The organism is Nocardioides ferulae (assembly GCF_003660455.1).
Lineage (GTDB): Bacteria > Actinomycetota > Actinomycetes > Propionibacteriales > Nocardioidaceae > Nocardioides > Nocardioides ferulae.
This window is the reverse complement of the sequence record NZ_QZVR01000002.1, coordinates 317,461-339,915: the sequence shown is the minus strand read 5'-3', so window position 1 is coordinate 339,915 and position 22,455 is coordinate 317,461. Positions and strand designations below refer to the sequence as shown.

22 protein-coding genes and 1 riboswitch are annotated in these 22,455 nt (G+C 71.6%); of the genes, 11 read left to right on the top strand and 11 right to left on the bottom strand.

The window, feature by feature from the left end; translation table 11 throughout:
- The 4 genes from D6B71_RS04685 to D6B71_RS04670 all read left to right on the top strand — a co-directional run bounded on the left by D6B71_RS04685 (position 1) and on the right by D6B71_RS04670 (position 3,546).
- Entirely contained in the window at positions 1-921 is a 921-nt protein-coding gene (locus tag D6B71_RS04685) for a type II secretion system F family protein (protein WP_121252479.1), read from the top strand.
- The gene (locus D6B71_RS04680; protein WP_121252477.1) at positions 921-2,537 is read left to right on the top strand and encodes a sensor histidine kinase; all 1,617 of its coding nucleotides are present in this window, start codon (positions 921-923) and stop codon (positions 2,535-2,537) included. The genes D6B71_RS04685 and D6B71_RS04680 overlap by 1 nt, the downstream gene beginning before the upstream one ends.
- Positions 2,534-3,190: a response regulator transcription factor gene (locus D6B71_RS04675; RefSeq protein ID WP_121252474.1), complete on the top strand. Its 657-nt coding sequence runs from the start codon at positions 2,534-2,536 to the stop codon at positions 3,188-3,190. The genes D6B71_RS04680 and D6B71_RS04675 overlap by 4 nt, the downstream gene beginning before the upstream one ends.
- A gap of 146 nt (positions 3,191-3,336) precedes the next feature.
- Complete coding sequence (locus tag D6B71_RS04670; protein WP_121252472.1) at positions 3,337-3,546, top strand: Flp family type IVb pilin; 210 nt, start codon at positions 3,337-3,339, stop codon at positions 3,544-3,546.
- On the opposite strand, the gene D6B71_RS04665 is transcribed toward D6B71_RS04670, so the two are convergent.
- The 5 genes from D6B71_RS04665 to D6B71_RS04645 all read right to left on the bottom strand — a co-directional run bounded on the left by D6B71_RS04665 (position 3,477) and on the right by D6B71_RS04645 (position 8,953).
- Entirely contained in the window at positions 3,477-4,817 is a 1,341-nt protein-coding gene (locus tag D6B71_RS04665) for a M48 family metallopeptidase (protein ID WP_121252470.1), read from the bottom strand. The two genes, D6B71_RS04670 and D6B71_RS04665, sit on opposite strands and share 70 nt — an antisense overlap.
- On the bottom strand, positions 4,814-6,064 hold the full coding sequence (locus D6B71_RS04660) for a hypothetical protein (RefSeq protein ID WP_121252468.1): 1,251 nt from the start codon (positions 6,062-6,064) through the stop codon (positions 4,814-4,816). The genes D6B71_RS04665 and D6B71_RS04660 overlap by 4 nt, the downstream gene beginning before the upstream one ends.
- Positions 6,045-7,028, bottom strand: coding sequence for a C40 family peptidase (locus tag D6B71_RS04655; RefSeq protein ID WP_121252466.1), 984 nt, complete (start codon positions 7,026-7,028; stop codon positions 6,045-6,047). Before D6B71_RS04655 ends, D6B71_RS04660 begins: the two co-directional genes overlap by 20 nt.
- Before the next feature lie 14 nt (positions 7,029-7,042).
- Positions 7,043-7,207, bottom strand: a riboswitch (cyclic di-AMP (ydaO/yuaA leader).
- A gap of 194 nt (positions 7,208-7,401) precedes the next feature.
- Positions 7,402-7,608, bottom strand: coding sequence for a hypothetical protein (locus tag D6B71_RS04650; protein ID WP_121252974.1), 207 nt, complete (start codon positions 7,606-7,608; stop codon positions 7,402-7,404).
- Between the two features lie 76 nt (positions 7,609-7,684).
- A complete protein-coding gene (locus tag D6B71_RS04645) occupies positions 7,685-8,953 on the bottom strand; it encodes an NYN domain-containing protein (protein WP_121252464.1) in 1,269 nt (422 codons plus the stop codon).
- 133 nt (positions 8,954-9,086) lie between these two features.
- Between D6B71_RS04645 and D6B71_RS04640 the strand changes: the two genes are divergently transcribed.
- The 3 genes from D6B71_RS04640 to D6B71_RS04630 are packed head-to-tail and all read left to right on the top strand — an operon-like array spanning position 9,087 to position 11,818.
- On the top strand, positions 9,087-10,868 hold the full coding sequence (locus D6B71_RS04640; RefSeq protein ID WP_121252463.1) for a DEDD exonuclease domain-containing protein: 1,782 nt from the start codon (positions 9,087-9,089) through the stop codon (positions 10,866-10,868).
- 40 nt (positions 10,869-10,908) lie between these two features.
- Positions 10,909-11,187: an Lrp/AsnC family transcriptional regulator gene (locus tag D6B71_RS04635; RefSeq protein WP_121252461.1), complete on the top strand. Its 279-nt coding sequence runs from the start codon at positions 10,909-10,911 to the stop codon at positions 11,185-11,187.
- A gap of 4 nt (positions 11,188-11,191) precedes the next feature.
- A complete protein-coding gene (locus D6B71_RS04630) occupies positions 11,192-11,818 on the top strand; it encodes a YgjV family protein (protein WP_121252459.1) in 627 nt (208 codons plus the stop codon).
- 4 nt (positions 11,819-11,822) lie between these two features.
- Here D6B71_RS04630 and trpD read toward each other — a convergent pair whose 3' ends face one another.
- The 3 genes from trpD to D6B71_RS04615 are packed head-to-tail and all read right to left on the bottom strand — an operon-like array spanning position 11,823 to position 14,305.
- On the bottom strand, positions 11,823-12,896 hold the full coding sequence (trpD, locus tag D6B71_RS04625; protein WP_240641076.1) for an anthranilate phosphoribosyltransferase: 1,074 nt from the start codon (positions 12,894-12,896) through the stop codon (positions 11,823-11,825).
- A gap of 1 nt (position 12,897) precedes the next feature.
- Positions 12,898-13,311, bottom strand: a complete 414-nt coding sequence (locus tag D6B71_RS04620; RefSeq protein WP_121252458.1) for an Rv3143 family two-component system response regulator — start codon at positions 13,309-13,311, stop codon at positions 12,898-12,900.
- Between the two features lie 10 nt (positions 13,312-13,321).
- Positions 13,322-14,305, bottom strand: a complete 984-nt coding sequence (locus D6B71_RS04615; RefSeq protein WP_240641075.1) for a cytochrome c oxidase assembly protein — start codon at positions 14,303-14,305, stop codon at positions 13,322-13,324.
- Positions 14,306-14,370: 65 nt separating this feature from the next.
- On the opposite strand from D6B71_RS04615, the gene ctaE reads away from it, so the two are divergent.
- The 4 genes from ctaE to qcrB all read left to right on the top strand — a co-directional run bounded on the left by ctaE (position 14,371) and on the right by qcrB (position 18,793).
- Positions 14,371-15,018, top strand: a complete 648-nt coding sequence (gene ctaE / locus D6B71_RS04610; protein ID WP_121252454.1) for an aa3-type cytochrome oxidase subunit III — start codon at positions 14,371-14,373, stop codon at positions 15,016-15,018.
- Between the two features lie 72 nt (positions 15,019-15,090).
- Positions 15,091-15,960, top strand: coding sequence for a cytochrome bc1 complex diheme cytochrome c subunit (gene qcrC, locus D6B71_RS04605; protein ID WP_121252452.1), 870 nt, complete (start codon positions 15,091-15,093; stop codon positions 15,958-15,960).
- Complete coding sequence (gene qcrA / locus D6B71_RS04600) at positions 15,957-17,042, top strand: cytochrome bc1 complex Rieske iron-sulfur subunit (RefSeq protein WP_206051558.1); 1,086 nt, start codon at positions 15,957-15,959, stop codon at positions 17,040-17,042. Before qcrC ends, qcrA begins: the two co-directional genes overlap by 4 nt.
- The gene (gene qcrB, locus D6B71_RS04595; protein ID WP_121252450.1) at positions 17,039-18,793 is read left to right on the top strand and encodes a cytochrome bc1 complex cytochrome b subunit; all 1,755 of its coding nucleotides are present in this window, start codon (positions 17,039-17,041) and stop codon (positions 18,791-18,793) included. Before qcrA ends, qcrB begins: the two co-directional genes overlap by 4 nt.
- Before the next feature lie 99 nt (positions 18,794-18,892).
- On the opposite strand, the gene D6B71_RS04590 is transcribed toward qcrB, so the two are convergent.
- From D6B71_RS04590 to ctaD, 3 genes are all read right to left on the bottom strand, one after another.
- The gene (locus D6B71_RS04590; RefSeq protein WP_121252448.1) at positions 18,893-20,140 is read right to left on the bottom strand and encodes a L,D-transpeptidase; all 1,248 of its coding nucleotides are present in this window, start codon (positions 20,138-20,140) and stop codon (positions 18,893-18,895) included.
- 141 nt (positions 20,141-20,281) lie between these two features.
- Positions 20,282-20,698 carry a cytochrome c oxidase subunit 4 gene (locus D6B71_RS04585; protein ID WP_121252446.1) on the bottom strand — a complete coding sequence of 139 codons (417 nt, stop codon included), beginning with the start codon at positions 20,696-20,698 and terminating at the stop codon, positions 20,282-20,284.
- On the bottom strand, positions 20,695-22,440 hold the full coding sequence (gene ctaD, locus D6B71_RS04580) for an aa3-type cytochrome oxidase subunit I (RefSeq protein ID WP_121252968.1): 1,746 nt from the start codon (positions 22,438-22,440) through the stop codon (positions 20,695-20,697). The genes D6B71_RS04585 and ctaD overlap by 4 nt, the downstream gene beginning before the upstream one ends.
- Positions 22,441-22,455: the final 15 nt, after the last annotated feature.

Below are 22,455 nucleotides of genomic sequence, written 5' to 3'. Positions count from 1 at the left end.
ATGACGATGCTCTTCCTCCTCGGCCTGCTGCTGGTCGGTGTGGCCCTCGTGCTGGTCGCTGCTGCCCTGCGCGACGACGCCGAGGCGTCGGGGGTGGGCCGCTCCCTGGCGCTGGTCCGGGCGATGGGCTCGGCGCCCTCCGAGCTCACCCAGGAGCTGGAGCGTCCCTTCGGCGAGCGGGTGCTCGAACCGCTGCAACAGCGCGCGCTGCGGGTGGGCCGGCGGTTGACGGGGGCCGACTCGGCCGACCGGATCCGCCGCAAGCTCGACCTGGCGGGCAACCCGCGCGACTGGAGCGTCGACCGGGTCGTCTCGGGCAAGGTCATCGGCGCGGTGTCGCTCTGCCTGGTCGGCTTCGCGCTCTCTCTGGTCTTCGGCGTCGAGCTGCCGATGCGGGTGGTGATGGCGCTCGGCGGGGCGGCTCTGGGCTTCTTCGTGCCGGATCTCTACCTCTACCAGACCGCCTACGACCGGGCGGCCCGCTTCGAGCGCGACCTGCCCGACGCGATCGACCTGCTCACGATCAGCGTGGAGTCGGGCCTCGGGTTCGACGCGGCGCTCCAGCAGGTGGCCCGCAACACCGAGGGCCCACTGGCCGAGGAGTTCTCCCGGGTGCTCCGCGAGATCCAGATCGGGCAGGGCCGCTCCGGCGCGCTGCGTGCGATGGCCGAGCGCACCAACGTCGCCGACCTGCGCTCGTTCGTCGGCGCGATGGTGCAGGCAGACGCCTTCGGCATCCCGATCTCGCAGGTGCTGCGGGTGCAGTCGAGCGAGATGCGGGTCAAGCGCCGGCAGCGGGCGGAGGAGAAGGCGCAGAAGGTGCCGGTCAAGATCACAGTTCCGCTGATCTTCTGCATCCTGCCGTGCCTGTTCGTCGCGGTGATGGGCCCTGCCGCGCTGAGCATGATGGACAACTTCTGATGCGACCCTCGCCGCTCTCCGTCGTCCGGCTCGCCGGAGCGGCGAGGGCGTTCGCCGTCCTGGTCCTGTTGGTCCCGGTCTTCTGGTCGGACGACTCGACCGCGATGGGCGCGCTGGGCGCGGTGGCCGCGCTGTGGCTGCTCTGCCAGGTGTTCGACCGCCGCGCCGACCGGCTGCTGCGCCCACTGGGGGTGCTGGAGCCGGCCCTGGTCGGCGTGCTGGCGGGCTACGCCCTGCAGAGCTCCTACGCGATGCTGGGGGCGCTCGCCGTCCCCCCGTTCACCGCGGGCCTGCGGGGAGGACTGCGCGGCGTGGCACTGGCGATGGCGAGCCTGCTGGGCGGCTTCGTCGGCACCGGGCTGCTGCTGTTCGGCCGGTTCTCGGACGAGCAGGTGAGCGAGCTGGCCACCTGGTCGTTCACCGGCCTCGGCCTGGGCCTGATCGCCAGCTTCGTGCACTCCGCCCTCCGGCGCACCGACGACCCGCTCGGGCCCTACCTCTATGCCCAGGACCTGATCCGGCAGTTGATCGGGCTGACCGGAGGCCTCAGCTCGGGGCTGGACCCGAAGACCCTGGGCGGAGCGATCCTGAGCGCCGTGCTCGACGACCTGCCCGCGGCGACCGTGGCGCTGCACGTGCCACGCGGCGACGGGCTGACCCCGCTGGTCACCAAGTCCGTCGACAGCGACATCCAGCCGGCCCCGGCCGACGGCGTGGCCGCCCGGGCCTGGGCCGAGGGTCGGCCCGTCGAGGTCGGCGCCGAGTTCGCCTTCCCACTGCTCAGCGAGGGCAAGCCGACGGCGGTCGTGGCCGGACGGCTCTCGGATCAGCTGGATCTTGGCCGCCTGGGGCTCCCGGAGCGCAGCCACCGGCTGATGCGCCGACTGGAGTCGAGCGCGGTGCACCTCGACACCGCGCTGATGTTCGACGCCTTCCGCGACGCGGCCACCGCCGAGGAGCGGCGCCGGCTCTCCCGCGAGATGCACGACGGGATCGCCCAGGACATCGCGTCTCTGGGCTATCTGATCGACGCGATCGCGGCCCGCGAGGAGTCCTCGGAGCAGCGCGAGCGCATCGACCTGCTGCGCGGCCAGGTGACGCAGATCGTCGCCGAGGTGCGCCGCTCGGTGATCAACCTGCGCACCAGCATCGGCGAGAACGAGAGCCTGGGCACCGCGATCGGCTCCATCGCCCGCAACCTCAGCCAGGTCTCGGGCACACCGATCCACGTCACGCTCGACGAGCGGACCACGCGGCTGCGGCCCGAGGTCGAGGCCGAGCTGTTCCGGATCACCCAGGAGGCGATCAACAACGCCGTGCGGCACGCCGGGGCCAGCCGGATCGACGTGCACTGCCAGGTGCAGCCGCCGGCCGCGCGGATCACGGTGGCCGACGACGGCCGCGGCCTGCAGGCTGGCCGTGACGACTCCCAAGGCCTGGAGATCATGCGGGAGCGGGCCCGGCTGATCGGCGCCGAGCTCTCGATCGGGGCAAGCGACCGCGGCGGGGTCGCGGTCTCGGTGCGGTTGGGCGAGCCGCCGGCTGCGGATCCGTCCCGGGACGGCACAATGGCCGGTGGCCGAGCGACCGACGACCCCCACAAGGTGAGTGCATGACCGAGCAGTCGATGACCCGTGTGCTGCTCGTCGACGACCACGAGCTGATCCGCAACGGCCTGGCGGGCGTCTTCGACCTCGAGCCCGACATGAGCGTCGTCGGCACCGCGGCCTCGGTCGCCGAGGCGCTGAGCACCTATGCCGAGCTGCAGCCCGATGTGGTGGTCGCCGACCTGCAGCTCCAGGACGGCACCGGCCTCGACATCGTCCGGGCGATCCGCCGCGAGAGCGACCGGGTCGGCATCGTGATCCTCACCATGCACTCCGGCGACGACCAGATCTTCGCTGCGATGGAGGCGGGGGCCTCCGGCTTCGTCGGCAAGGACGCCCCCTCGACCGAGGTGGTCAAGGCCGCCCGGCACGCGAACGTGTCCCCCCGCTCGTTCGTGTGCGCCGGGCTGGTGCAGGCGATGGTGCGGCGCAGCACCGGCGAGTCCAGCCGGCTCTCCGAGCGCGAGCACGAGGTGCTGGTGCTGCTCGCCGACGGTCTGGGCGCGGCGGCGATCGGCGAGCGGCTCTATCTCTCGGAGTCGACCGCGAAGTCGCACATCGCGCGGATCTACCAGAAGCTCGGCGCGGCCAACCGGGCCCAGGCGCTGGTCACCGCGATGCGGATCGGGCTGCTCTCCTCGGTGCGACCCACCGACCTCTGAGAGCCCCGGTCGCCTGGGGTGCCCTGGCCCGTTCGGGCTAGGCGGATTCGGCCGTTGGGCTGGTCAGGTCCGGCGCCGGCCTGCCGATCATTCTCGATGACCGGCTCGGCGCCCCCCGCGGAGCCACACCTCTCGAGGAGAACCCAGTGATCCAGTACCTGCGCATCCTGCTCGCGCCCTACCTGCCCGACCGCGACGACGAGCGCGGTGCCTCGGCCGTGGAGTACGGCCTGCTCGTCGCCGGAGTTGCGGCCGTTATCGTCGTCGCGGTGTTCCTCTTGGGGGACTACGTTGGAGGCGCTTTCGACGACACCAACACCAAGCTCGAGCAGGGTGGCGTTGTCGAAAGGCCCTGATCGTCCGGTGGCTTGACACCGGCCATTGCTCGAACCCCACACATCGCTTTGACGAGGCCCAGACGCGAACGTGACGACGGGTGACTCGAGAACCACCAATGCAGTAGCGCCGGTGGGGTGGGGTCGGCCAGTGACCTCTGCGCCAGCCGCCGCTGGACGGCGACGAACGCCTCCGGGTCCTGCGTGACCCGCAGCGCCTCGACGTCGGCCCGCAGCTCGATCCGCCGGCTGATCCCGTTCTCGATCGGCGCGGCGAGCAGTGATCCGACCGCGAAGAGCGCCAGCAGCAACGGCACGACGGCCGGCCCCATCGGGGCCGGCCGTCGTCGTTGCGCCCCGAGCACCACCAGCGCAAGCAGCCCCGCGGCCGCAACGACCCCGGCCGCGCCGAGCACCGATCCGACGACCACGTCTTGGTGCTTGGCGTGGGCCAGCTCGTGCGCCACCACCGAGAGCGCCTGGTCGGCCGGAAGGTCGTCGACCAGCGTGTCGTAGAGCACGACCCGGCGGGTGTTGCCGAAGCCGGAGACGTAGGCGTTGAGCGTCGTGGTGCGACGGGACGCGTCGACGACCAGCACGTCGTCGAGCGCCACCCCCTCGGCCTCGGCGACCTCCAGCACCGCCGTGCGCAGCTCGCCGCCGGGCAGCGAGTCGAAGTCGTTGAAGATCGGCTCGACCAGCAGCGGATAGCCGAACGACGCGACCAGCACGAAGGCGCCCAGCAGCCCGCCGACCACGGCGGGCCAGGCCCGGCGCCAGCGCCGGGCGACCGCCAGCACCACCACGAGCGCGACGCCGGTCACCATGATCGAGAGCGCCTCGCTCTTGGCGAGGTCGACCGCGAACCCGTCCCACGACTGCGTCGAGAGCCCGTAGTCGAGGCGGTGCTGGCGCTGCGCGACCGCGAACGGCAGCGTGACCAACCGGCGCAGCAGCTCCACAGCCGCCACCGCCAGCAGCGTCTGGGCCCACCACGGGCCCGGGAGCCGCTGCACCAGCCGCTGGCCGTGCCGGCTGAACCCGAGGAAGCACACGAACGCCAGCGACACCGCCAACGACCCGTAGCTCCACACCCGCGCCCACCGGGAGAACTGCTCGGCCCGCTCGATCTGCTCAGGGGTGAGCACGTCGGTGGCAGGCACCGGCTCCAGCGGCCCTCCGGGGATCGGATCCCACGGGACCAGCCACACCGCCAGCGCTACGAACAGTGCCCCGCCCACGAGCGCGGCCCACCGCGCGGTGACCTGGCCGGGTTCGCGGTCGGTGCTCACCCGGCCAAGTCTCGCAGGCGCTCCTGCCACAGCCGGGTGAGGTCGGCCTCGGTCAGCCCCGTCTCGTCCCGCAGCACCCGGCCGAGCGGCTCGCCGCCCTCGACGCGTCGGTAGAGCCCGACCAGCGCCTGCTCTCCCGCGCGCTCGGCCAGCAGCACGCAGGCCTGCCAGGCCGCTTCGTAGGTGGCGCCCAAGTGGCTCCGGGTGGTCTCGAACTCAGCCGGGCCGGGGAGCGCCGCGGGCGGGCCGTCGCGCCGGACCTGCTCGATGATCTGCCCGGCGGTGGTGCGCAGCGGCAGGTCGACGTCGCGCAGCGCGACGTAGTCGGCGAATCCCTCGGCCAGCCACAGCGGCAACACCGCCTGGGCGGCGCCGGTGGCGACGTGCACGGCCTCGTGGCTCATCACCACCTGCGCACCGGTCGGACGCAGCCCGCCGAAGACGGCCGGGTTCACGAACACGTGCACCGGGGCCTCGGGCGCCAGCGAGCCGTCGACGCTGGTGGTCACCGCCGCGATGCCGTCGTAGGTGCCCGGTGCCGCCGCCAGGGCCTCGTGCAGCTGCCCCGGGTCTGCGGGCACCTCCACCACCAGCCCGCCGCGCCACCCCGGCAGGACGCGCCGCACCACCGTGACCGCGCGCCGTGCCCACGCGGCGTACCGGTCCGGTGACTCGCCGCCCGCGGCCAGCACCAGCGTGCCCGGCCCGCGGCCGACCTCGAGCGGGCCGGTGAACCAGAGGGGGGTTCGGCCGTCGCCCCCGCCCACGGACGTGACCAGCACCCGGCCCTCGTGCAGGCGGAACCCGAAGGTCACCTCGCTGCGGGCCGCCGTTCGGTAGAGGCCGGCCAGCCGCCAGCGCACCTCCACGGCCGCCTGCCACGACCCGTCGGCTCCGGCGGCCGCCTCGTCGACGTAGCGCAGGTCGAGGTCGCGCAGCCGCAGCGCGACGCCGTTGTCGACGACGGCGGACAACAGCGCGCGAGCCGCGTCGTCGGCACCGAGGACGGCACCCGCCGGGGTGTCCCCGCCCTCGATGGCCCGCTCCAGCCGCTCGACCGCCTCGGCAGCCAAGGCAGGCGCGGACCGTTCGCCGTCGGTTCGGTCGCCCGGGGCGACGTAGGGCTGCTCACGCTGCAGCCACCAGGCGCCGGCGAGCACGGCCACCAGGAACAGCGAGAGGCCGGCCACCCACCATCGGGGGCGACCGGCCTCGGCGCGGTGCGGGTCAGCCAGGGCGGACCGCACCCACGTAGGGCATGGAGTAGAGCGGGGACACCACGACGCCGGTGCCCGGGTTGGCGGCGTGCACGATCATGCCGTTGCCGATGTACATGCCGACGTGGCTGATCGGGCTGTAGTAGAAGACCAGGTCGCCGGGCTGCAGCGCGCTCGCCGCGATGTGCGGGCCGCTGCCGTACTGGGCGCTGGAGGAGTGCGGAAGCGCCACGCCTGCCTGGGCCCAGGCCATCATCGTCAGGCCGGAGCAGTCGAAGGCGCTCGGGCCCGCGGCGCCGTAGACGTAGGCGTCGCCGACCTGGGCCATCGCATAGCCGATGGCCGCGCCGGCGCGGCCGGAGGTCGACACCGAGCTGGGCATCCGGTCGGTGTCGCGGGAGAGCAGCGCCTCGCGCTCCTCGGCCTCGAGCTCGGCGAGGAGCGCCTCGGCCTCGGAGTGCTTCTCGTCGATCTCCTGCTTCTCCTCGGCCAGCTGCTCCTTGAGCTCGCCGACCTGGGCGATGCGGTTCTCGGTGGCCGAGCGGCGGATCTCGAGTGCCTTGGCCTCGGTGGCGAAGCTGTCGTAGCGCTCGCTCTGCAGGTCGTTGTAGGCCGACATCGTGGAGAGCTGCGCGAGGAACGCCTGGGGGTCGTCGGAGACGACGACCTCGCCCACGGCGGAGAGCCCCTGGCCTTGGTACTGGTCGATCAGGGACTCCTGGACCTGCTCGCGGACCACGTCGAGCCGGGCGCCCTGGCGGCGCTGGTCGGCGCGCAGGGAGCGCAGGTCGCCCTGCAGGTCGGCCAGCTCGAGCCGGACGTCGTTGTAGCGCTCCGAGGCCTGCTCGGCCTCGTGGTAGAGCCGGTCGACGCGGGCCTGGACGTCCTCGATCTCCGGCTCGGCGCCCGCGGGGGCGCTGGGCACCAGGCCGACGGTGGCGACCAGGGCGAGACCGGACAGGGTGGGGATGAGTCGCTTGCGACCGTTGAGCACGAGCGCGCGGTCTCCTTGCTGGTGTCGTACGCCTACCGGGTGAGCTGACGGGTTCGGGCACGACTTGCCCTACGCCCGATCCTCGGCGGCCTGCGAACAGACCACCGCCTCGCGGGCGATTCACCCCAGGTGGGTTGGTTCCCCGGTTCTCGGTCCACCGGAGTGGGCCGAGACTCGACGCGGTGCCCGCGTGGACCGGTCGGACCACTCTCACGAGCACCTGGGAGCAGGTTAATCGGGATCGCCGGACGCTGCCCAATCTTCACCGGGTCGTGAGCGGTGTTTCTCGACATCCGGGCCAACCTTTGCCGACCCGCCGCCCCATCAGCCCCACGGGTCACACCGGCCCCGCGGCGGGCTGGCGTCTCGGGCATCAGGCGGACTGCACGTCCGGACCGTCGACCGGCCGGACCAGCCGCAGCGGCGGCACCAGGCCGCTCTCGGCCAGCACCTCCAGCGCGCGGCGCTCGTCGTCGTCGAACGCCAGCTCGGGAGGTGGCCCGAGCAGCACGGTCACCACGCAGTCACCACAGGCCGGGCCGCGCACCACGCAGGTGTCGCAGTCGATTCGCGTCGTCATGGCGGACACGCTGACAGGCACCGCCGACATCGGGTCTGGATCCCGGTCCCCCGAGGGCGGACCCATTGGGCCCGGCTCACCCGCTGCGGGTCAGCAGCCCCTGGAGCGCAGCGGCGCTGACCACCCGCGCACCCGAGGCGGCAGCGTGGCGGGCGACCTCCTGGTCGTCGGAGACCACCATCACCACGCGCCCGGGAGGCTCGGCCGCGACCAGGTCGCGGATCACGTCGTCGGCGATCACCCCGGGCGGGCTGAACAGCACCCTGACGCCACGGGGTGCGGGCACCACCGGCCGACTGGTCGCCGCGGCGGCGTCGAAGACCACGGTGGTCTCCGCCCCGGTGCGCGCCACCAGCGGGGCGAGCCCGTTGACGAGTCGCAGCCGCTGGGCCTCCAGCGAGGAGGCCGGCCAGGCGCTCTTGCTCACGTTGTAGCCGTCGACGATGAGCCGGGCCCGAGGCAGGGCGAGGTGCTGCTCCACGATGGCCGGGCTCGCCGACGGCGTGCGCGGGCGACCCCGGTCGGTCCCGTCGGCGGCAGCGGCCAGCTCCGCCTCGACCCGGTCGCCGGGCGCCCCCGTCGCCGAGGGCAGCGCCAGCTCGCGGCGCAGACCGGAGGCGGCGTCGATCACCGTGTCGAGCAGCAGCCTGGCCCGGAGAGTGGCCTCGTCACGCTCGACCCGGGAGGTCCGGCGCGCCACCTCGACCTGGGCCTCCAGCCGGGCGACCTCGGCGCGCAGCCGACGCAGCTCCTTGTCCTGGGAGCGCACGGTCGCCTCCGCACGGGCGAGGGCCTCCTCGTCGGCGGCGACCCGATCGGTGACCTCGGCCCGCGCCGCGCGCTCGGCGACCCGTGCCTCGCCCAGCTTGCGGCGCAACGAGGAGTTCTCGCGCTTGAACTCCGCCACCTGCTCGCGGTGGGCACTGCGCAGGTCGCGGATCGTCTGCTCGGCCTGGCCCAGCTTCTCGCGCAGCCGCGCGACCTGCTCGGCGTCCACCGCGCCCGCACCTCGCGCGGTCGACGCCTCGACGGCCTCGGTGAGCCGCTCGCGCCATCCGTCGCCGCGGACCAGCCAGGCCCGAGCCGCGCGGTCGACCGGGTCGGGAGAGAGCTCCTCCGGCCCGACCTGCACGCCCACCCGGCGACGCAGCTCGGGGTCGCGCAGCGCCGACAGGATCGCGCTCTCACCGGCGCGGGCCCGACGGGCGGGGGCGAACGCCGCCACCTTGCGCAGCGAGGCCGGAAGGTCCGCCACCGAGGGGAGCACCTCGGCGGCCAGGGCGGCGACGCGGGCCCGCACGGACGCCGGCAGCTGACCGATCGCGACCTCGGAGGTCTCGGTCATCGCAGACTCCTCCCTCCGTGGTCCGACGCGCGGTCGCGCGGCAACGCCTGCTCCCCCGTGCAAGTCCTGTCAGACAGACCCTAGTCCGCGCGCCGCCGCCGCGATGTCGGCGCCGACATCTAGCGTCACCGGCATGAGCACCGCCGTTCAGAGTGCGCCGCCCCGGTGGGAGTCGCAACGCACTTTCGACGAGCTGGGGCGGCCGCTGCGAGAGCTGACCTTCTGCGTGGTCGACCTCGAGACCACCGGAGGCTCGGCCCAGGGTGGCTCGCGCATCACCGAGATCGGTGCGGTGAAGGTCCGCGGCGGCGAGGTGCTCGGCGAGTTCCAGACGCTGGTCAACCCCCACACCGAGATCCCGGCGTTCATCGCGGTGCTCACCGGCATCAGCAACTCGATGGTCGCCGACGCCCCGCCCATCGAGTCCGCGCTGCCGGCGTTCCTCGAGTTCGCGGCCGGCTGCGTGCTGGTCGCCCACAACGCCCCGTTCGACGTCGGATTCCTGCGCTACTTCGCCGAGGAGCAGGGGCGGCCGTGGCCGCCGTTCGAGGTGCTCGACACCGCGCGGCTGGCCCGGCGGGTGATCACCCGCGACGACGCCCCGAACTGCAAGCTCTCCTCGCTGGCCCGGGCATTCGGCTCCGCCACCACCCCCAACCACCGCGCGCTCTCCGACGCCCGGGCCACCGTCGACGTGCTGCACGGCCTGATGGAGCGGCTGGGCGGCCTGGGGGTGCACACCCTCGAGGAGCTGCAGACGTTCTCCTCCCGGGTGACCACCGCCCAGCGCCGCAAGCGGCACCTGGCCGAGGCGCTGCCGCACGCTCCGGGGGTCTACCTGTTCCGCGACGACCGGGCCCGGGTCCTCTACGTCGGCACCTCCGGCGACCTCCGCACCCGCGTGCGCTCCTACTTCACCGCCTCCGAGACCCGCTCGCGGATGGGCGAGATGGTCGGCCTGGCCGCCGAGGTCACCGGCATCGAGTGCGCTACCGCCCTCGAGGCCGAGGTCCGCGAGCTGCGGCTGATCGCCGAGCACAAGCCCCGCTACAACCGGCGCTCCCGGTTCCCGGAGAAGGTCCACTTCGTCAAGCTCACCCGTGAGCCCTGGCCACGGCTCTCCCTGGTGCGACGGGTGCTCGACGACGAGGCCGACTACCTCGGCCCGTTCTCGTCGAAGAAGGCCGCCGAGAAGTGCCTGGCCGCCCTGCACGAGACCTTCCCGGTGCGCCAGTGCAGCGACCGGTTCGGCCGGAGCCCCGCGCGCACCCCCTGCGTGCTGGCCGAGATGAACCGCTGTCTCTCCCCCTGCGACGGCTCCGTCGACCACGACGCCTACGCCGAGGTGGTGCGCCAACTGCGCGACACCCTGCTCCGCCGCCCCGACGAGGTGGTCGAAGCGGTCAACCGCCGGATGGCCCTGCTCGCCGACGACGAGCGGTTCGAGGAGGCCGGTGTCCACCGCGACCGGTTGGCCGCGTTCATCCGCGCCGCGGCCCGCACCCAGCGCCTGACCGCCCTGACCCGGTGCCCCGAGGTGGTGGCGGCCCGCCGCGACGACGACGGCCGCTGGGCCGTGCACGTCGTCCGCCACGGCCGCCTGGCCGCGGCCGGGGTGATCCCCCCGGGCGCCGACGCCCACCGCTACGTCGCCGACCTGCGGGCGTCGGCCGAGACCGTCTCGCCCGGCCCCGGCCCGGTGCCGGCCGCCAGCGCCGAGGAGACCGAGCGGGTGCTGCGCTGGCTGGAGTCGCCGGGTGTCCGCCTCGTCGCCGTCGAGGGCGAGTGGACCTGCCCAGTGGGCGGGGCCACTCGCCACCTCGCCCTCCACGACGCCGTGGCCGCGTCGCGGTCCACGCTGGTGCCGTTCGCGGAGCGGCGCGACCTCGCGCCGGCGCACCAGCCGGCACGCTGACGATGGGGTCTGCTGCGCGTCTCCTGGATACGCTCAGCCCATGATCACCGCCATCGTGTTCGTCAACGCCGACGTCGCGCGCATCCCCGAGGTCGCCGAGGCGATCGCCGCCCTCGAGGGCGTCACCGAGGTCTACTCCGTGACCGGCCAGATCGACCTGATCGCCCTGGTGCGGGTGCGCCGGCACGAGGACGTCGCCACCGTGGTCGCCGACCGCCTCAACAAGGTGCCCGGCGTGCTCGAGACCGAGACCCACATCGCCTTCCGTGCCTACTCGCGGCACGATCTCGAGGCCGCGTTCTCACTCGGACTCGACTGATCCGGTGGACTTCCTCGCCGACCACTGGCTCGACATCCTGGGATGGGCCGGCAGCGCCCTGCTGGTCTTCTCCCTGCTCCAGGCCCGGGTGCTGCGGTTCCGCACCCTCAACCTGGTGGCCTCGTTCACACTCGTCGTCTTCAACGCCCTGATCGAGGTCTGGTCGATGGCGGCGATGAACGCCGTCCTGGTCGCGATCAACGCCTGGTTCATCGCCCAACTGGTGCGGCAGCGGCACGACGAGCAGACCTTCGACGTGCTCGAGGTCGGTCCGCGCGACGAGTTCCTGCGCCATACGCTCCGCGTGCACGGCGCCGACATCCTGCGCTTCCAGCCCGACTTCCTCTTCGACCCCGAGGAGCCCGGGGTGCACGCCTTCCTGGTGATGAGGGGTGATGAGACCGTCGGTGTCGTCGTCCTGCGCGAGGACGGCGACATCGCCCAGGTCGAGCTCGACTACGTCACTCCGCGCTTCCGCGACTTCTCCCCCGGCGAGTTCGTCTGGCGTCGCAGCCGGGTGCTGCGCGACCTCGGGTTCCGTCGCGTCGTGACGCCGCCGAACATGGTGGGCGCCTACTACGAGAAGGTAGGCTTCCGCAGCCACGGCGACCGCTTCGTGCTGGACCTCTGAGCGCTCAGGCGGCCGAAGCGGCCACCCACCGCTCCAGCACCGCCAGCGCGGCGCCGGAGTCGATGGCGGCGCGGGCCTTGTCGATGCCGGCCGCCAGCGCCTGCTCGACAGGCTGACCGGGTGCGTCGTGGACGGCGAGTGCGGCGCCGGCGTTCAGCAGCACCGCGTCGCGCACCGGCCCCGGCTCCCCCTCGAGCAGGCGGCGCACCACCCGTGCGTTGTGCTCGGTGTCGCCGCCCCGCAGGTCGCCCGGCGTGGCCCGGGCGATGCCGAAGTCGGCGGCGTCGAGCCGCGCCTCGGCGACCTGCCCCCGCGAGACCACCCAGACCGAGGAGGTGGTGGTCGTGGTCAGCTCGTCGAGCCCGTCGTCGCCGCGGAAGACCCACGCGTCGACGCCCCGGCGGGCGAAGACCCCGGCCATCACCGGAGCCATCGAACGGTCACCGCAGCCGATGGCCTGCGCCTGCGGCCGCGCGGGGTTCGCGAGCGGGCCCAGGATGTTGAAGGTGGTGCCGATGCCGAGCTCCTTGCGGGGCACGGCGACATGCCGCATCGCGGGGTGGAAGGCGGCGGCGAAGCAGAACGTGATGCCGACCTCACCGAGCAGCTCGGCCACTCGGGTGGGCGGCAGGTCGAGCCGGATGCCGAGGGCCTCGAGCACGTCGGCGGAGCCGGACTTCGACGACGCCGAACGCGAGCCGTGCTTGACCACCCGGGCTCCGGCCCCGGCGGCGACCACCGCCGACATCGTCGAGATGTTGACCGAGAAGGACCGGTCGCCGCCGGTGCCGACGACGTCGAGCACCCGGCCCTCGACCGCGAACGGCGTGGCCGCGGCATACATCGCCCGGACCAGACCGTCGACCTCCTCGACGGTCTCGCCCTTGGCCCGCAGCGCCACCGCGAAGCCGGCCACCTGCGCCGAGGTGGCCTCGCCGGCGAGGACCTCGCCCATCGCCCACGTCGTCTGCTCCACACTCAGGTCGCGGCCGGCGACCAGGGTGCCGAGGACGTCGGGCCAGCTGGACGCCGGTGCCGGATCAGCGTGCCGAGAGGCAGGGGTCAGGTCAGAGGCCACGTCAGGCGGGGACCCGCGAGCGCAGCAGGCCGATCACGGTCTCGGCGAGCTGGATCGGGTCGAGCGGGTGCGGCACGGCCGCCTCGGCGCGCGACCAGGTGGCCAGCCAGGCGTCCTGCGGCCGTCCGGTCAGCACCAGCACCGGCGGGCAGTCGAAGATCTCGTCCTTGAGCTGCTTGGCGATGCCCATGCCACCGGCCGGGGCGGCCTCGCCGTCGAGGATCGCCAGGTCGATGTGGCCGGCGTCCATGTTCGCGATCACGACCGGCTCGGTCGCGACCTCGACGTACTCGAGCTCGGGCAGATCGGGGTGCGGGCGCCGACCCAGCGCCAGGATCACCTGCTGCCGGGTGTTCACGTCGTCGCTGTAGACGAGCACCTTCAGCGGGGCGGTCTTCGAGTTCGCGTCGGTCACGGCCCCGATGCTACCGCTCCGTGCCGGTGTCGACCGGACCGCCCGCGGCTCCCGCGGCCGCGGCGCGCTCCCGCGCCTCCAGCCGGTCCAGTCGCCGATCCTCCCGGACCGCCTCCTTCATCGACGAGCGCACCCACTGCACGAACAGCACTGCGAAGAACGCCAGCGCGATCAGGTCGCCGCTGCCCCACAGGATGCCGCCGGCCAGGTGCTGGTCGTCGAGCGGGTCGGGCAGCCACGCGCCCATGGGTCCGGTGTGCAGCGACGGGTAGTGGTCCCCGCCGAGCAGCTCCTCCTGGTCCATGATCGTGATCCCCAAGAACGCGTGGAACGGCAGGGTCAGCAGGATCAACAGCATCCGGAACGGATAGCCCACCCGGCCGGGCACCGGATCGACGCCCATCAGCGGCCAGAAGAACAGCGTCCCGACCAGCACCAGGTGCACGTGCATCATCTCGTGCACGTAGGTCGAGCTCAGCGACGCCTCGTACCAGCCCGAGAAGTAGAGCGCCCACGGCGAGACGATGTAGAGGACCAGCGTCAGCGGCGGGAACGAGAGCACCTTGGCGACCCGGGAGTGCAGCACCGCCAGCAGCCAGGCGCGAGGCCGGCGCGGCAGCGTGCGCAGGGCCAAGGTGACCGGGGCCCCGAGGGCCAGCGCCAGGGGGACCAGCATCGACAGCACCATGTGCTGGACCATGTGCACGCTGAGCAGCGTCTCGTCGTAGGCGGCCAGACCCGACCCGGTGGCGAGGTAGAAGAACCCCATGCCGGCGCCGACGAACGCGATCGTGCGCCCCACCGGCCAGCGGTCCCCGCGCCGGCGCAGCGTGGCCACTCCCCAGAGGTAGACGCCGGCGATCCACACCGTCAGGATCGTCGTGAACGGAGCCCACGACCACTGGGTGAAGAACGTGTCGAACCCGAACGGAGGCAGGTTCGTGGAACTATCCAGGGCGAGCGGTGAGACGGGGAAGAGGCGAAGGTCCTGCACGCTGTGAACCTTATGACCACGATTCCCAGGGGGTCGGGGTGCCCTTCGAACGGAGCCAGGACATAATGACGCCCGTGGCGAGCACAGCAACCATTCCTGCATCCCGTCTGCACGGGCACCATGACCGACCGAGCATGGTCAGTGTCGGGACCATCATCTGGCTGTCCAGCGAGTTGATGTTCTTCGCGGCGCTCTTCGCTGCCTACTTCACGATCCGGTCGGTGAGCCCGGAGCTGTGGGCCGAGAACACCGCCGTCCTCGACGTGCCGTTCGCCTCGGTGAACACCACGATCCTGGTGCTCTCCTCGCTCACCTGCCAGCTCGGCGTGTTCGCCGCCGAGCGCGGCCAGGTCGGGCGCACGGGCTCGCTGCTCTCGGTCAAGGGCTGGGGTCTGCGGGAGTGGTTCGTCCTCACCTACATCATGGGCGCGGTCTTCATCGCCGGCCAGGCGGTCGAGTACGCCAACCTGGTGCAGGAGGACATCACGATCCAGGACTCCGCCTACGGCACCATGTTCTATCTCACGACCGGTTTCCACGGGCTGCACGTCACCGGCGGCCTGATCGCGTTCCTGTTCGTCCTCGGCCGCACCCTGCTCGCCCGCAAGTTCACCCACGAGCAGGCGGTGAGCGCGATCGTCGTCTCCTACTACTGGCACTTCGTCGACGTGGTGTGGATCGGCCTGTTCGCGACCATCTACCTCATCAAGTAGTCCCCCGGGCTCGCCCGAACCGCCTCCCGTTCCCGACCCGGCCCAGATCCCGGACCAGACCAAGGACTGATCGTGCGTTTCCTGAACCGCTCCGCAGGACGGCTCTCCCGGCACCGCCGGGGCCCGCTCGCCGGGCTCGTCGTCCTGCTGCTCGGCCTGCTGATGACCGGCGGCCTCTACGCCGCCCTCTCCCCCGCCCAAGCGGAGGAGGCCCAGACCGACGCCGAGCTCGTGGCCAAGGGGAAGGAGCTGTTCCTCGTGGGCTGCTCGTTCTGCCACGGCCGCAACGCCGAGGGGGTGCTCACCCAGAACGGCAACCAGCTCGGTCCGTCGCTGGTCGGGGTCGGTGCGGCCGCGGTCGACTTCCAGGTCGAGACCGGCCGGATGCCCATGGTGCGTCCCGGCACCCAGAACCCGCCCAAGCCCGAGGCCTACGACGACGAGGAGACCGCCGCGCTCGCCGCGTACGTCGCCTCGCTCGGCCCCGGTCCGGCGATCCCCGCCGAGAGCGACTACAGCATCGACGGGCTCAGCGGTGAGGAGCGGGAGGCCGCGATCACCCGCGGTGGCCAGATCTTCCTCACCAACTGCACCGCCTGCCACAACTTCGCCGGTGCGGGCGGCGCGCTGCCCCGCGGCCGCTGGGCGCCCAGCCTGCAGGGTGTCTCCGAGAAGCACATCTACGAGGCGCTGCTGACCGGGCCCTCGCAGATGCCGGTCTTCTCCAACGGCAACCTCTCTCCCGAGGAGAAGCGCGACGTCATCGCGTACCTCAAGAGCCTCGAGGAGCAGCCGTCCTACGGCGGCTTCACGCTCGGCCAGCTCGGTCCGGTGAGCGAGGGCGCCGCCGCGTGGCTGCTCGGCATGGGCACCATGGTCGGCTTCGCCGTCTGGATCGCCGCCCACACGACCCGCACGAGCAAGAAGAAGGTGGACGCGTGAGCGAGCACACCTCCGACAACCTGCCGGTCGGACCGTCCGGCGAGGAAGAGCCGATCGCCAACCCGGGCCTGCCCGAGCACACCTGGCGCCCGACCGACGTCGACGCGAAGGCCGAGAAGCGGGCCGAGCGACAGGTCGCCTTCTTCTTCGCGCTCTCCGCGATCTGCGCGGTGCTCTTCGTGGTCGCCTACTTCTCCCTCGACGTCGGCGACAACTGGGACACCTTCCTCGGGCTCGGCGCCAGCAACCTCGCGCTCGGCACCTCCCTGGGCGGCGCCCTGCTCTTCATCGGCATCGGCGTGATCCAGTGGGCCCGCAAGCTGATGGGCGACCACGAGATCGTGGAGATGCGGCACCCTGCCCGCTCCTCCGACGAGGACCGCGAGGGCACGCTGGCCGCGCTGGCCGCCGGCCTGGAGGAGTCCGGCATCAGCCGCCGTCCGCTCGTGCGCAACTCGCTGCTCGGCTCGCTGGCGATGCTCGGCCTCCCCGCGATCGTGGTGCTGCGCGACCTCGGCCCGCTGCCGGGCGACGTCTACGACGACGAGGAGTACGAAGGCGCCGGCCTGGAGCGCACCGTCTGGAAGAAGGGCATGCGGGTCGTCCGCGACGTGATCGGCACCCCGATCAAGCCCTCCGAGGTCGAGATCGGCGACCTGATCAACTGCGAGCCCGCGATCCTCTTCGAGACCGACGAGGAGGGCGAGCCGCTCCTGCACGGCGTCGAGGTGCAGATCGCCAAGTCCAAGGGCGCGGTGATCCTGGTGCGCATGGAGCCGGGCGACATCACCCACGGCGAGGGCCGCGAGAACTGGGCGGTCGACGGCATCGTGGCCTACTCCAAGATCTGCACCCACGTCGGCTGCCCGATCTCGCTGTACGAGCAGTCCACCCACCACGTGCTCTGCCCCTGCCACCAGTCGACCTTCGACCTGGCCGACAGCGCGCGGGTGGTGTTCGGGCCGGCTGCCCGGGCGCTCCCCCAGCTCGCGCTGGAGGTCGACGAGGAGGGCTACCTCGTGGCGCAAGACGACTTCAACGAGCCTGTGGGCCCGAGCTACTGGGAGCGTGACTCCGAATGAGTGTGGACACCAGCAAGGTCGCGACCACCAACGCGACCACGCCCGCCACGGGTGCGAAGAAGCCCGGTCGCGGCGGTGTCGTCGCGAACTGGGCCGACGAGCGCCTCGGCCTCGGCGGGCTGATGAAGAAGAACCTGCGCAAGGTCTTCCCCGACCACTGGTCGTTCATGCTGGGCGAGGTCGCCCTGTGGAGCTTCGTCGTCCTGCTGCTGAGCGGTGTCTTCCTGACGCTGTGGTTCAACCCCAGCATGGGCGAGATCGAGTACCAGGGCTCCTACGACCAGTTGCGCGACATCCCGATGTCGGAGGCGATGGCGTCCACGCTGCACATCTCCTTCGACGTCCGCGGCGGTCTGCTCATGCGGCAGATCCACCACTGGGCGGCGATGCTGTTCATCGCTGCGATGTTCGTGCACCTGATGCGGGTCTTCTTCACCGGAGCGCACCGCAAGCCGCGCGAGCTGAACTGGGTCATCGGCAGCCTGCTGCTCCTGCTGGGCAGCCTCGAGGGCTTCACCGGCTACTCGCTTCCCGACGACCTGCTCTCGGGCACCGGCGTTCGCGCCGCGGACGGCTTCATGAAGTCGATGCCGGTGGTCGGCACCTACATGTCGTTCTTCCTCTTCGGTGGCGAGTTCCCCGGCGAGTCGATCATTCCGCGGCTCTACATCGTGCACGTGCTGCTGATCCCGGGCCTGTTGCTGGCGCTGATCGCCGCTCACATGCTGCTGCTCGTCTACCACAAGCACACCCAGTGGCCCGGCCCTGGCCGCACCGAGCAGAACGTCGTGGGCTTCCCGATGCTCCCGGTCTACATGGCCAAGGCGGGCGGCTTCTTCTTCATCGTCTTCGGCGTCACCGCGCTGATGGGCGCCCTGCTGTCGATCAACCCGGTGTGGAAGTACGGCCCCTACGATCCGTCGAAGGTGACGGCGGGCTCGCAGCCCGACTGGTACATGGGCTGGCCGGATGGGGCGCTGCGCATCATGCCCGGCTGGGAGTCGAGCTTCTGGGGCACGACCTGGTCGTGGAACGTCTTCTTCCCGATCATCGTGCTGCCGGGCCTGATGTTCACGATCCTGCTGCTGCTGCCGTTCATCGAGAGCTGGATCACCGGCGACAAGCGGGAGCACCACCTGCTCCAGCGCCCCCGCAACGCCCCCACGCGGACCGCCGTCATGGTCGCGCTGATGACGTTCATCGGTGCCCTCTGGGCGGCCGGCGGCAACGACATCTTGGCGATCAAGCTGCACCTGAGCATCAACCAGATCACCTACTTCATGCGGGCGTTCGTGTTCGTCGGCCCGGTGCTGGCGTTCATCATCACCCGCCGCTGGTGCATCTCGCTGCAGCGCAAGGACAACCAGGACCTGCTCCACGGCTTCGAGACCGGCGTGATCCTGCGCTCCCCCGAGGGCGGCTACACCGAGCGGCACGCTCCGCTGCCGAGCTCGCGCCAGTACACCCTCACCGCGCGCGACCGCGGCACGGTCGACGCCGAGGCGCCCGGGCCGGACCCCAGCGGTCTGGCCCCCAAGCAGGGCCGCCTCTCCGGGCTGCGCCGACGGCTGAACACGATGTGGTACGCCGACGACGTGGCCAAGCCCACCCGCGAGGAGCTGGAGGAGGCGCACCACCACGCCGAGCACGAGCACGAGCTGCAGGCTCCGCTCGACGGGCACGCGGCCGACGGCCACCAGTTCGACGGCCACCACGCCGTGGAGGGCGAGGAGCTGCGCCCCCGGCACTGATCGGCACCGAGCGCGGCAATAAGAGGCCCCGGACCATACCGGTCCGGGGCCTCTTGCCGTCTCCAGCGCACTCCCGGGCCGTGCTGAGGAGACCGGCGATCAGCTGAGCGCGGACCCCCGGCGGTAGTCGGCGAACGGGAGGTTCCAGTCGCCGTAGCCGTTCTCGAGGGTCATCGGCCGGTCGGTGCCGGTGTATTCGACGACGTCACCGCGTTTGGTCATGGCGTAGAGCCAACCGGCGTCCGCGGTGCTCAGCCCGGTGCAGCCGTGGGAGACGTTCGCGTGGCCCTGGGAGCCCACCGACCACGGCGCCGCGTGGATGAACTCGCCGGAGTAGGTGACCCGCATCGCCCACTGCACGTTGTCGATGTCGTAGGCCTCCGCGCTGCCGGCGGGGATGCCGACGGTCTCCGAGTTCATCCGCTTGCTGTCGAACTTCTCGATGATCACCTTGGTGCCCGACCGCGTGGTGAAGCCGGGCTTGCCGGTGGTGATCGGGATGGTGCGCAGCAGCTCGCCGTCGGAGAAGACCTTCATCTGGTGGGTCTGGGCGTCGACGCGATAGATGTTGGCGGAGCCGACCTCGAAGTCGACCTGACGGTCCTCCTGGCCGTAGATGCCGGCGCCGGCGTCCACGCCGTTGACGTCGACGTCGACGCTGACCTGGGTGCCCGGCTGCCAGTAGCGCTTCGGCCGCCAGTGCACCTCGTGGTCGCTGATCCAGCGCCAGGCGCCGGGCTGGCGCGGCGTCGAGTCGACGCTGAGGTGCTCCTCGATGCTCGCCCGGTCGGTGACGGCAACGTCGAACTGCACGATCACCGGCATGCCCACGCCGACGGTCTCGCCCTCCAGCGGCGCCACCGACGGGTAGGTCTGCTGGTCCAGCGTCAGCGCCTGAGTGGTGAAGCTGGACCTCTCGACGAGCCGCTCGCCGTCGTCGCCCTCCCCCACCGCCTCGATCGTGTAGGTGGTGCCGGGCTCGAGCAGCTCCGAGGCCCTCCAGGAGCCGCCGTCAGCGGTCAGCTCGCCGGGCAGGGCGCCGTCCGCGGAGGTCACCCGCACCCGGCGCAGCGTCGCCGACTCGGCGGCCACCTCGACTCGACGGTCGACGGGGACTCCCTGGGCGCCGCGCCGGACGTTGGTGCGCAGCTTCCCGGGCTCGCCGGCCTCGGGCGCCGCTCGGTCGCCGGCCTCGGCGTCCGGGCCCGGCCGGCTGCCGGGCTCGGCCGAGCCGGCGTCACAGGCGGCCAGGCCGCTGACCAGCAGCGCGGTCGCGGCGGCGGCGAGCCCGCGCCGGGTGCGCTGGGACAGGCCGGACACGTGGCGGGTCGACGAGGTCGACGGCATGGAGAATCCCCCCGGAGGCGAAGCGGACGGTCGGGGGCGCCCCGACCAGCCCAGGGTAGCCGCGGCCGCCGACGATGCGACAAACCCCGCGTCACCGCGGACGCGGTGGCGCGGGGTCGGTCCCGTGCTGAGTGGTGCGGATCAGTGGGCGTGCTCGCCGCGGTAGTACTCGAAGACCCAGCCGGCCAGGGCGATCGCACCGAGCCCGCCGCCGATGATCACCAGCCACCAGGCGCCCATGGCGACCGCGTAGGTCATCGTGGAGAACGCCAGCGCGCACCACAGGGGCCACCACGAGTAGGGCGGGAAGAACCCCAGCTCACCGGCGCCGTCGGCGATCTCGCCGTCCTTGCGGTCCTCGGGGCGCTCGTCCATCTTGCGAGCGTGGAAGCCGAGGTACATGGTGACCATCGCCGCGAGCAGGAAGGTCATCGCCAGGGCCGAGGTGCCGGTCCAGTCACCGCCGTGGTCACCGGCCTCGGTGATGAACCAGTACGCCGGGGTGACCAGCGCGAAGAAGATCGCGCAGATCGCGAACATCCAGGTCTCGATCTTCATCGGATGTCGCCCTCCTGGTCACGGTCGGTGTGGGTCTGGGTGCGCTCCTTGAGCATCGTGTCGCGCCCGGAGACGTCCGGCGCGTCGGCGAACCCACCGTTGCGCTCGGCGTCGTTCTCCTGCATCTCGATCGCGGCGACCTCGGGGTGGTGCAGGTCGAAGGCCGGCGACTCCGAGCGGATGCGCGGCAGCGTGACGAAGTTGTGCCGCGGCGGCGGGCTGCTGGTCGCCCACTCCAGCGAGCGGCCCCAGCCCCACGGGTCGTCCACGTTCACCATCGGCGAGCGGGCCGAGACGTAGACGTTGTAGAGGAACGGCACCATCGACGCGGCCAACAGGAACGACCCGACGGTGGAGACCTGGTTCAGCGTGGTCCAGCCGTCAGCGGCGAGGTAGTCGGCGTAGCGGCGCGGCATGCCCTCCACACCCAGCCAGTGCTGGATGAGGAAGGTGGCGTGGAAGCCGAGGAACAGCATCCAGAAGTGCAGCTTGCCGAGCCGCTCGTCGAGCATCCGGCCGGTGAACTTCGGCCACCAGAAGTAGAACCCGGCGAACATCGCGAACACGACGGTGCCGAACACCGTGTAGTGGAAGTGCGCGACCACGAAGTAGGAGTCGGACACGTGGAAGTCGAGCGGGGGGCTGGCCAGGATGACGCCGGTGAGACCGCCGAACAGGAAGGTCGTCAGGAAGCCGATGGACCACAGCATCGGTGTGTCCATCGATAGGGATCCGCCCCACATCGTGCCTATCCAGTTGAAGAACTTCACTCCGGTGGGCACCGCGATCAGGAACGTCATGCCGGAGAAGAACGGCAGGTCGACCGCGCCGGTCACGAACATGTGGTGGGCCCAGACCGCGACCGAGAGGATCGCGATGGCCAGCGTCGCGCCGACCAGGCCGATGTAGCCGAAGATCGGCTTGCGGCTGAAGACCGGGAGGATCTCGGTCACGATGCCGAAGAACGGCAGCGCGATGATGTAGACCTCCGGGTGGCCGAAGAACCAGAACAGGTGCTGCCACAGGATCGCGCCGCCGTGCGCGGCGTCGAACACGTGGGCCCCGAGCTGCCGGTCGGCCTCGAGCATGAGCAGCGCGCCACCGAGGACCGGGAAGGCGATGAGCACCAGCAGGCTGGTGATCAGCGTGTTCCAGGTGAACATCGACATGCGGAACATGGTCAGGCCGGGAGCACGCATGCAGATGATGGTGGTGATGAAGTTGACCGCACCCAGGATCGTGCCGATGCCGGCCATCCACAGACCCATGATCCACAGGTCGCCGCCGGCCCCGGGCGAGCGGACGGCGTCCGAGAGAGGCGTGTAGGCGAACCAGCCGAAGCTCGCCGCGCCGCCGCGGGTGAGGAAGCCGGAGGCGGCGATCAGGCCGCCGAAGAGGAACAGCCAGTAGCTGAACATGTTCAGCCGCGGGAACGCGACGTCCGGCGCGCCGATCTGCAGCGGCATGATCACGTTGGCGAAGCCGAAGAACAGCGGCGTCGCGAACAGCAGCAGCATGATCGTGCCGTGCATGGTGAACAGCTGGTTGTACAGCTCCTCGTTCACGACCTGCGAGCCGGGGTAGGCCAGCTCGGAGCGGATCACCAGCGCCATCAGGCCGCCGAGGAGGAACCACACGAAGGAGGTGACGAGGTACATCTTGCCGATCAGCTTGTGATCGGTGGTGGTCATCAACGTGACCAGCTGCCGCCCCAGCGGCTTGCGCTCGGGGTAGTCGGCCATCCGGGCCGCGGTGGT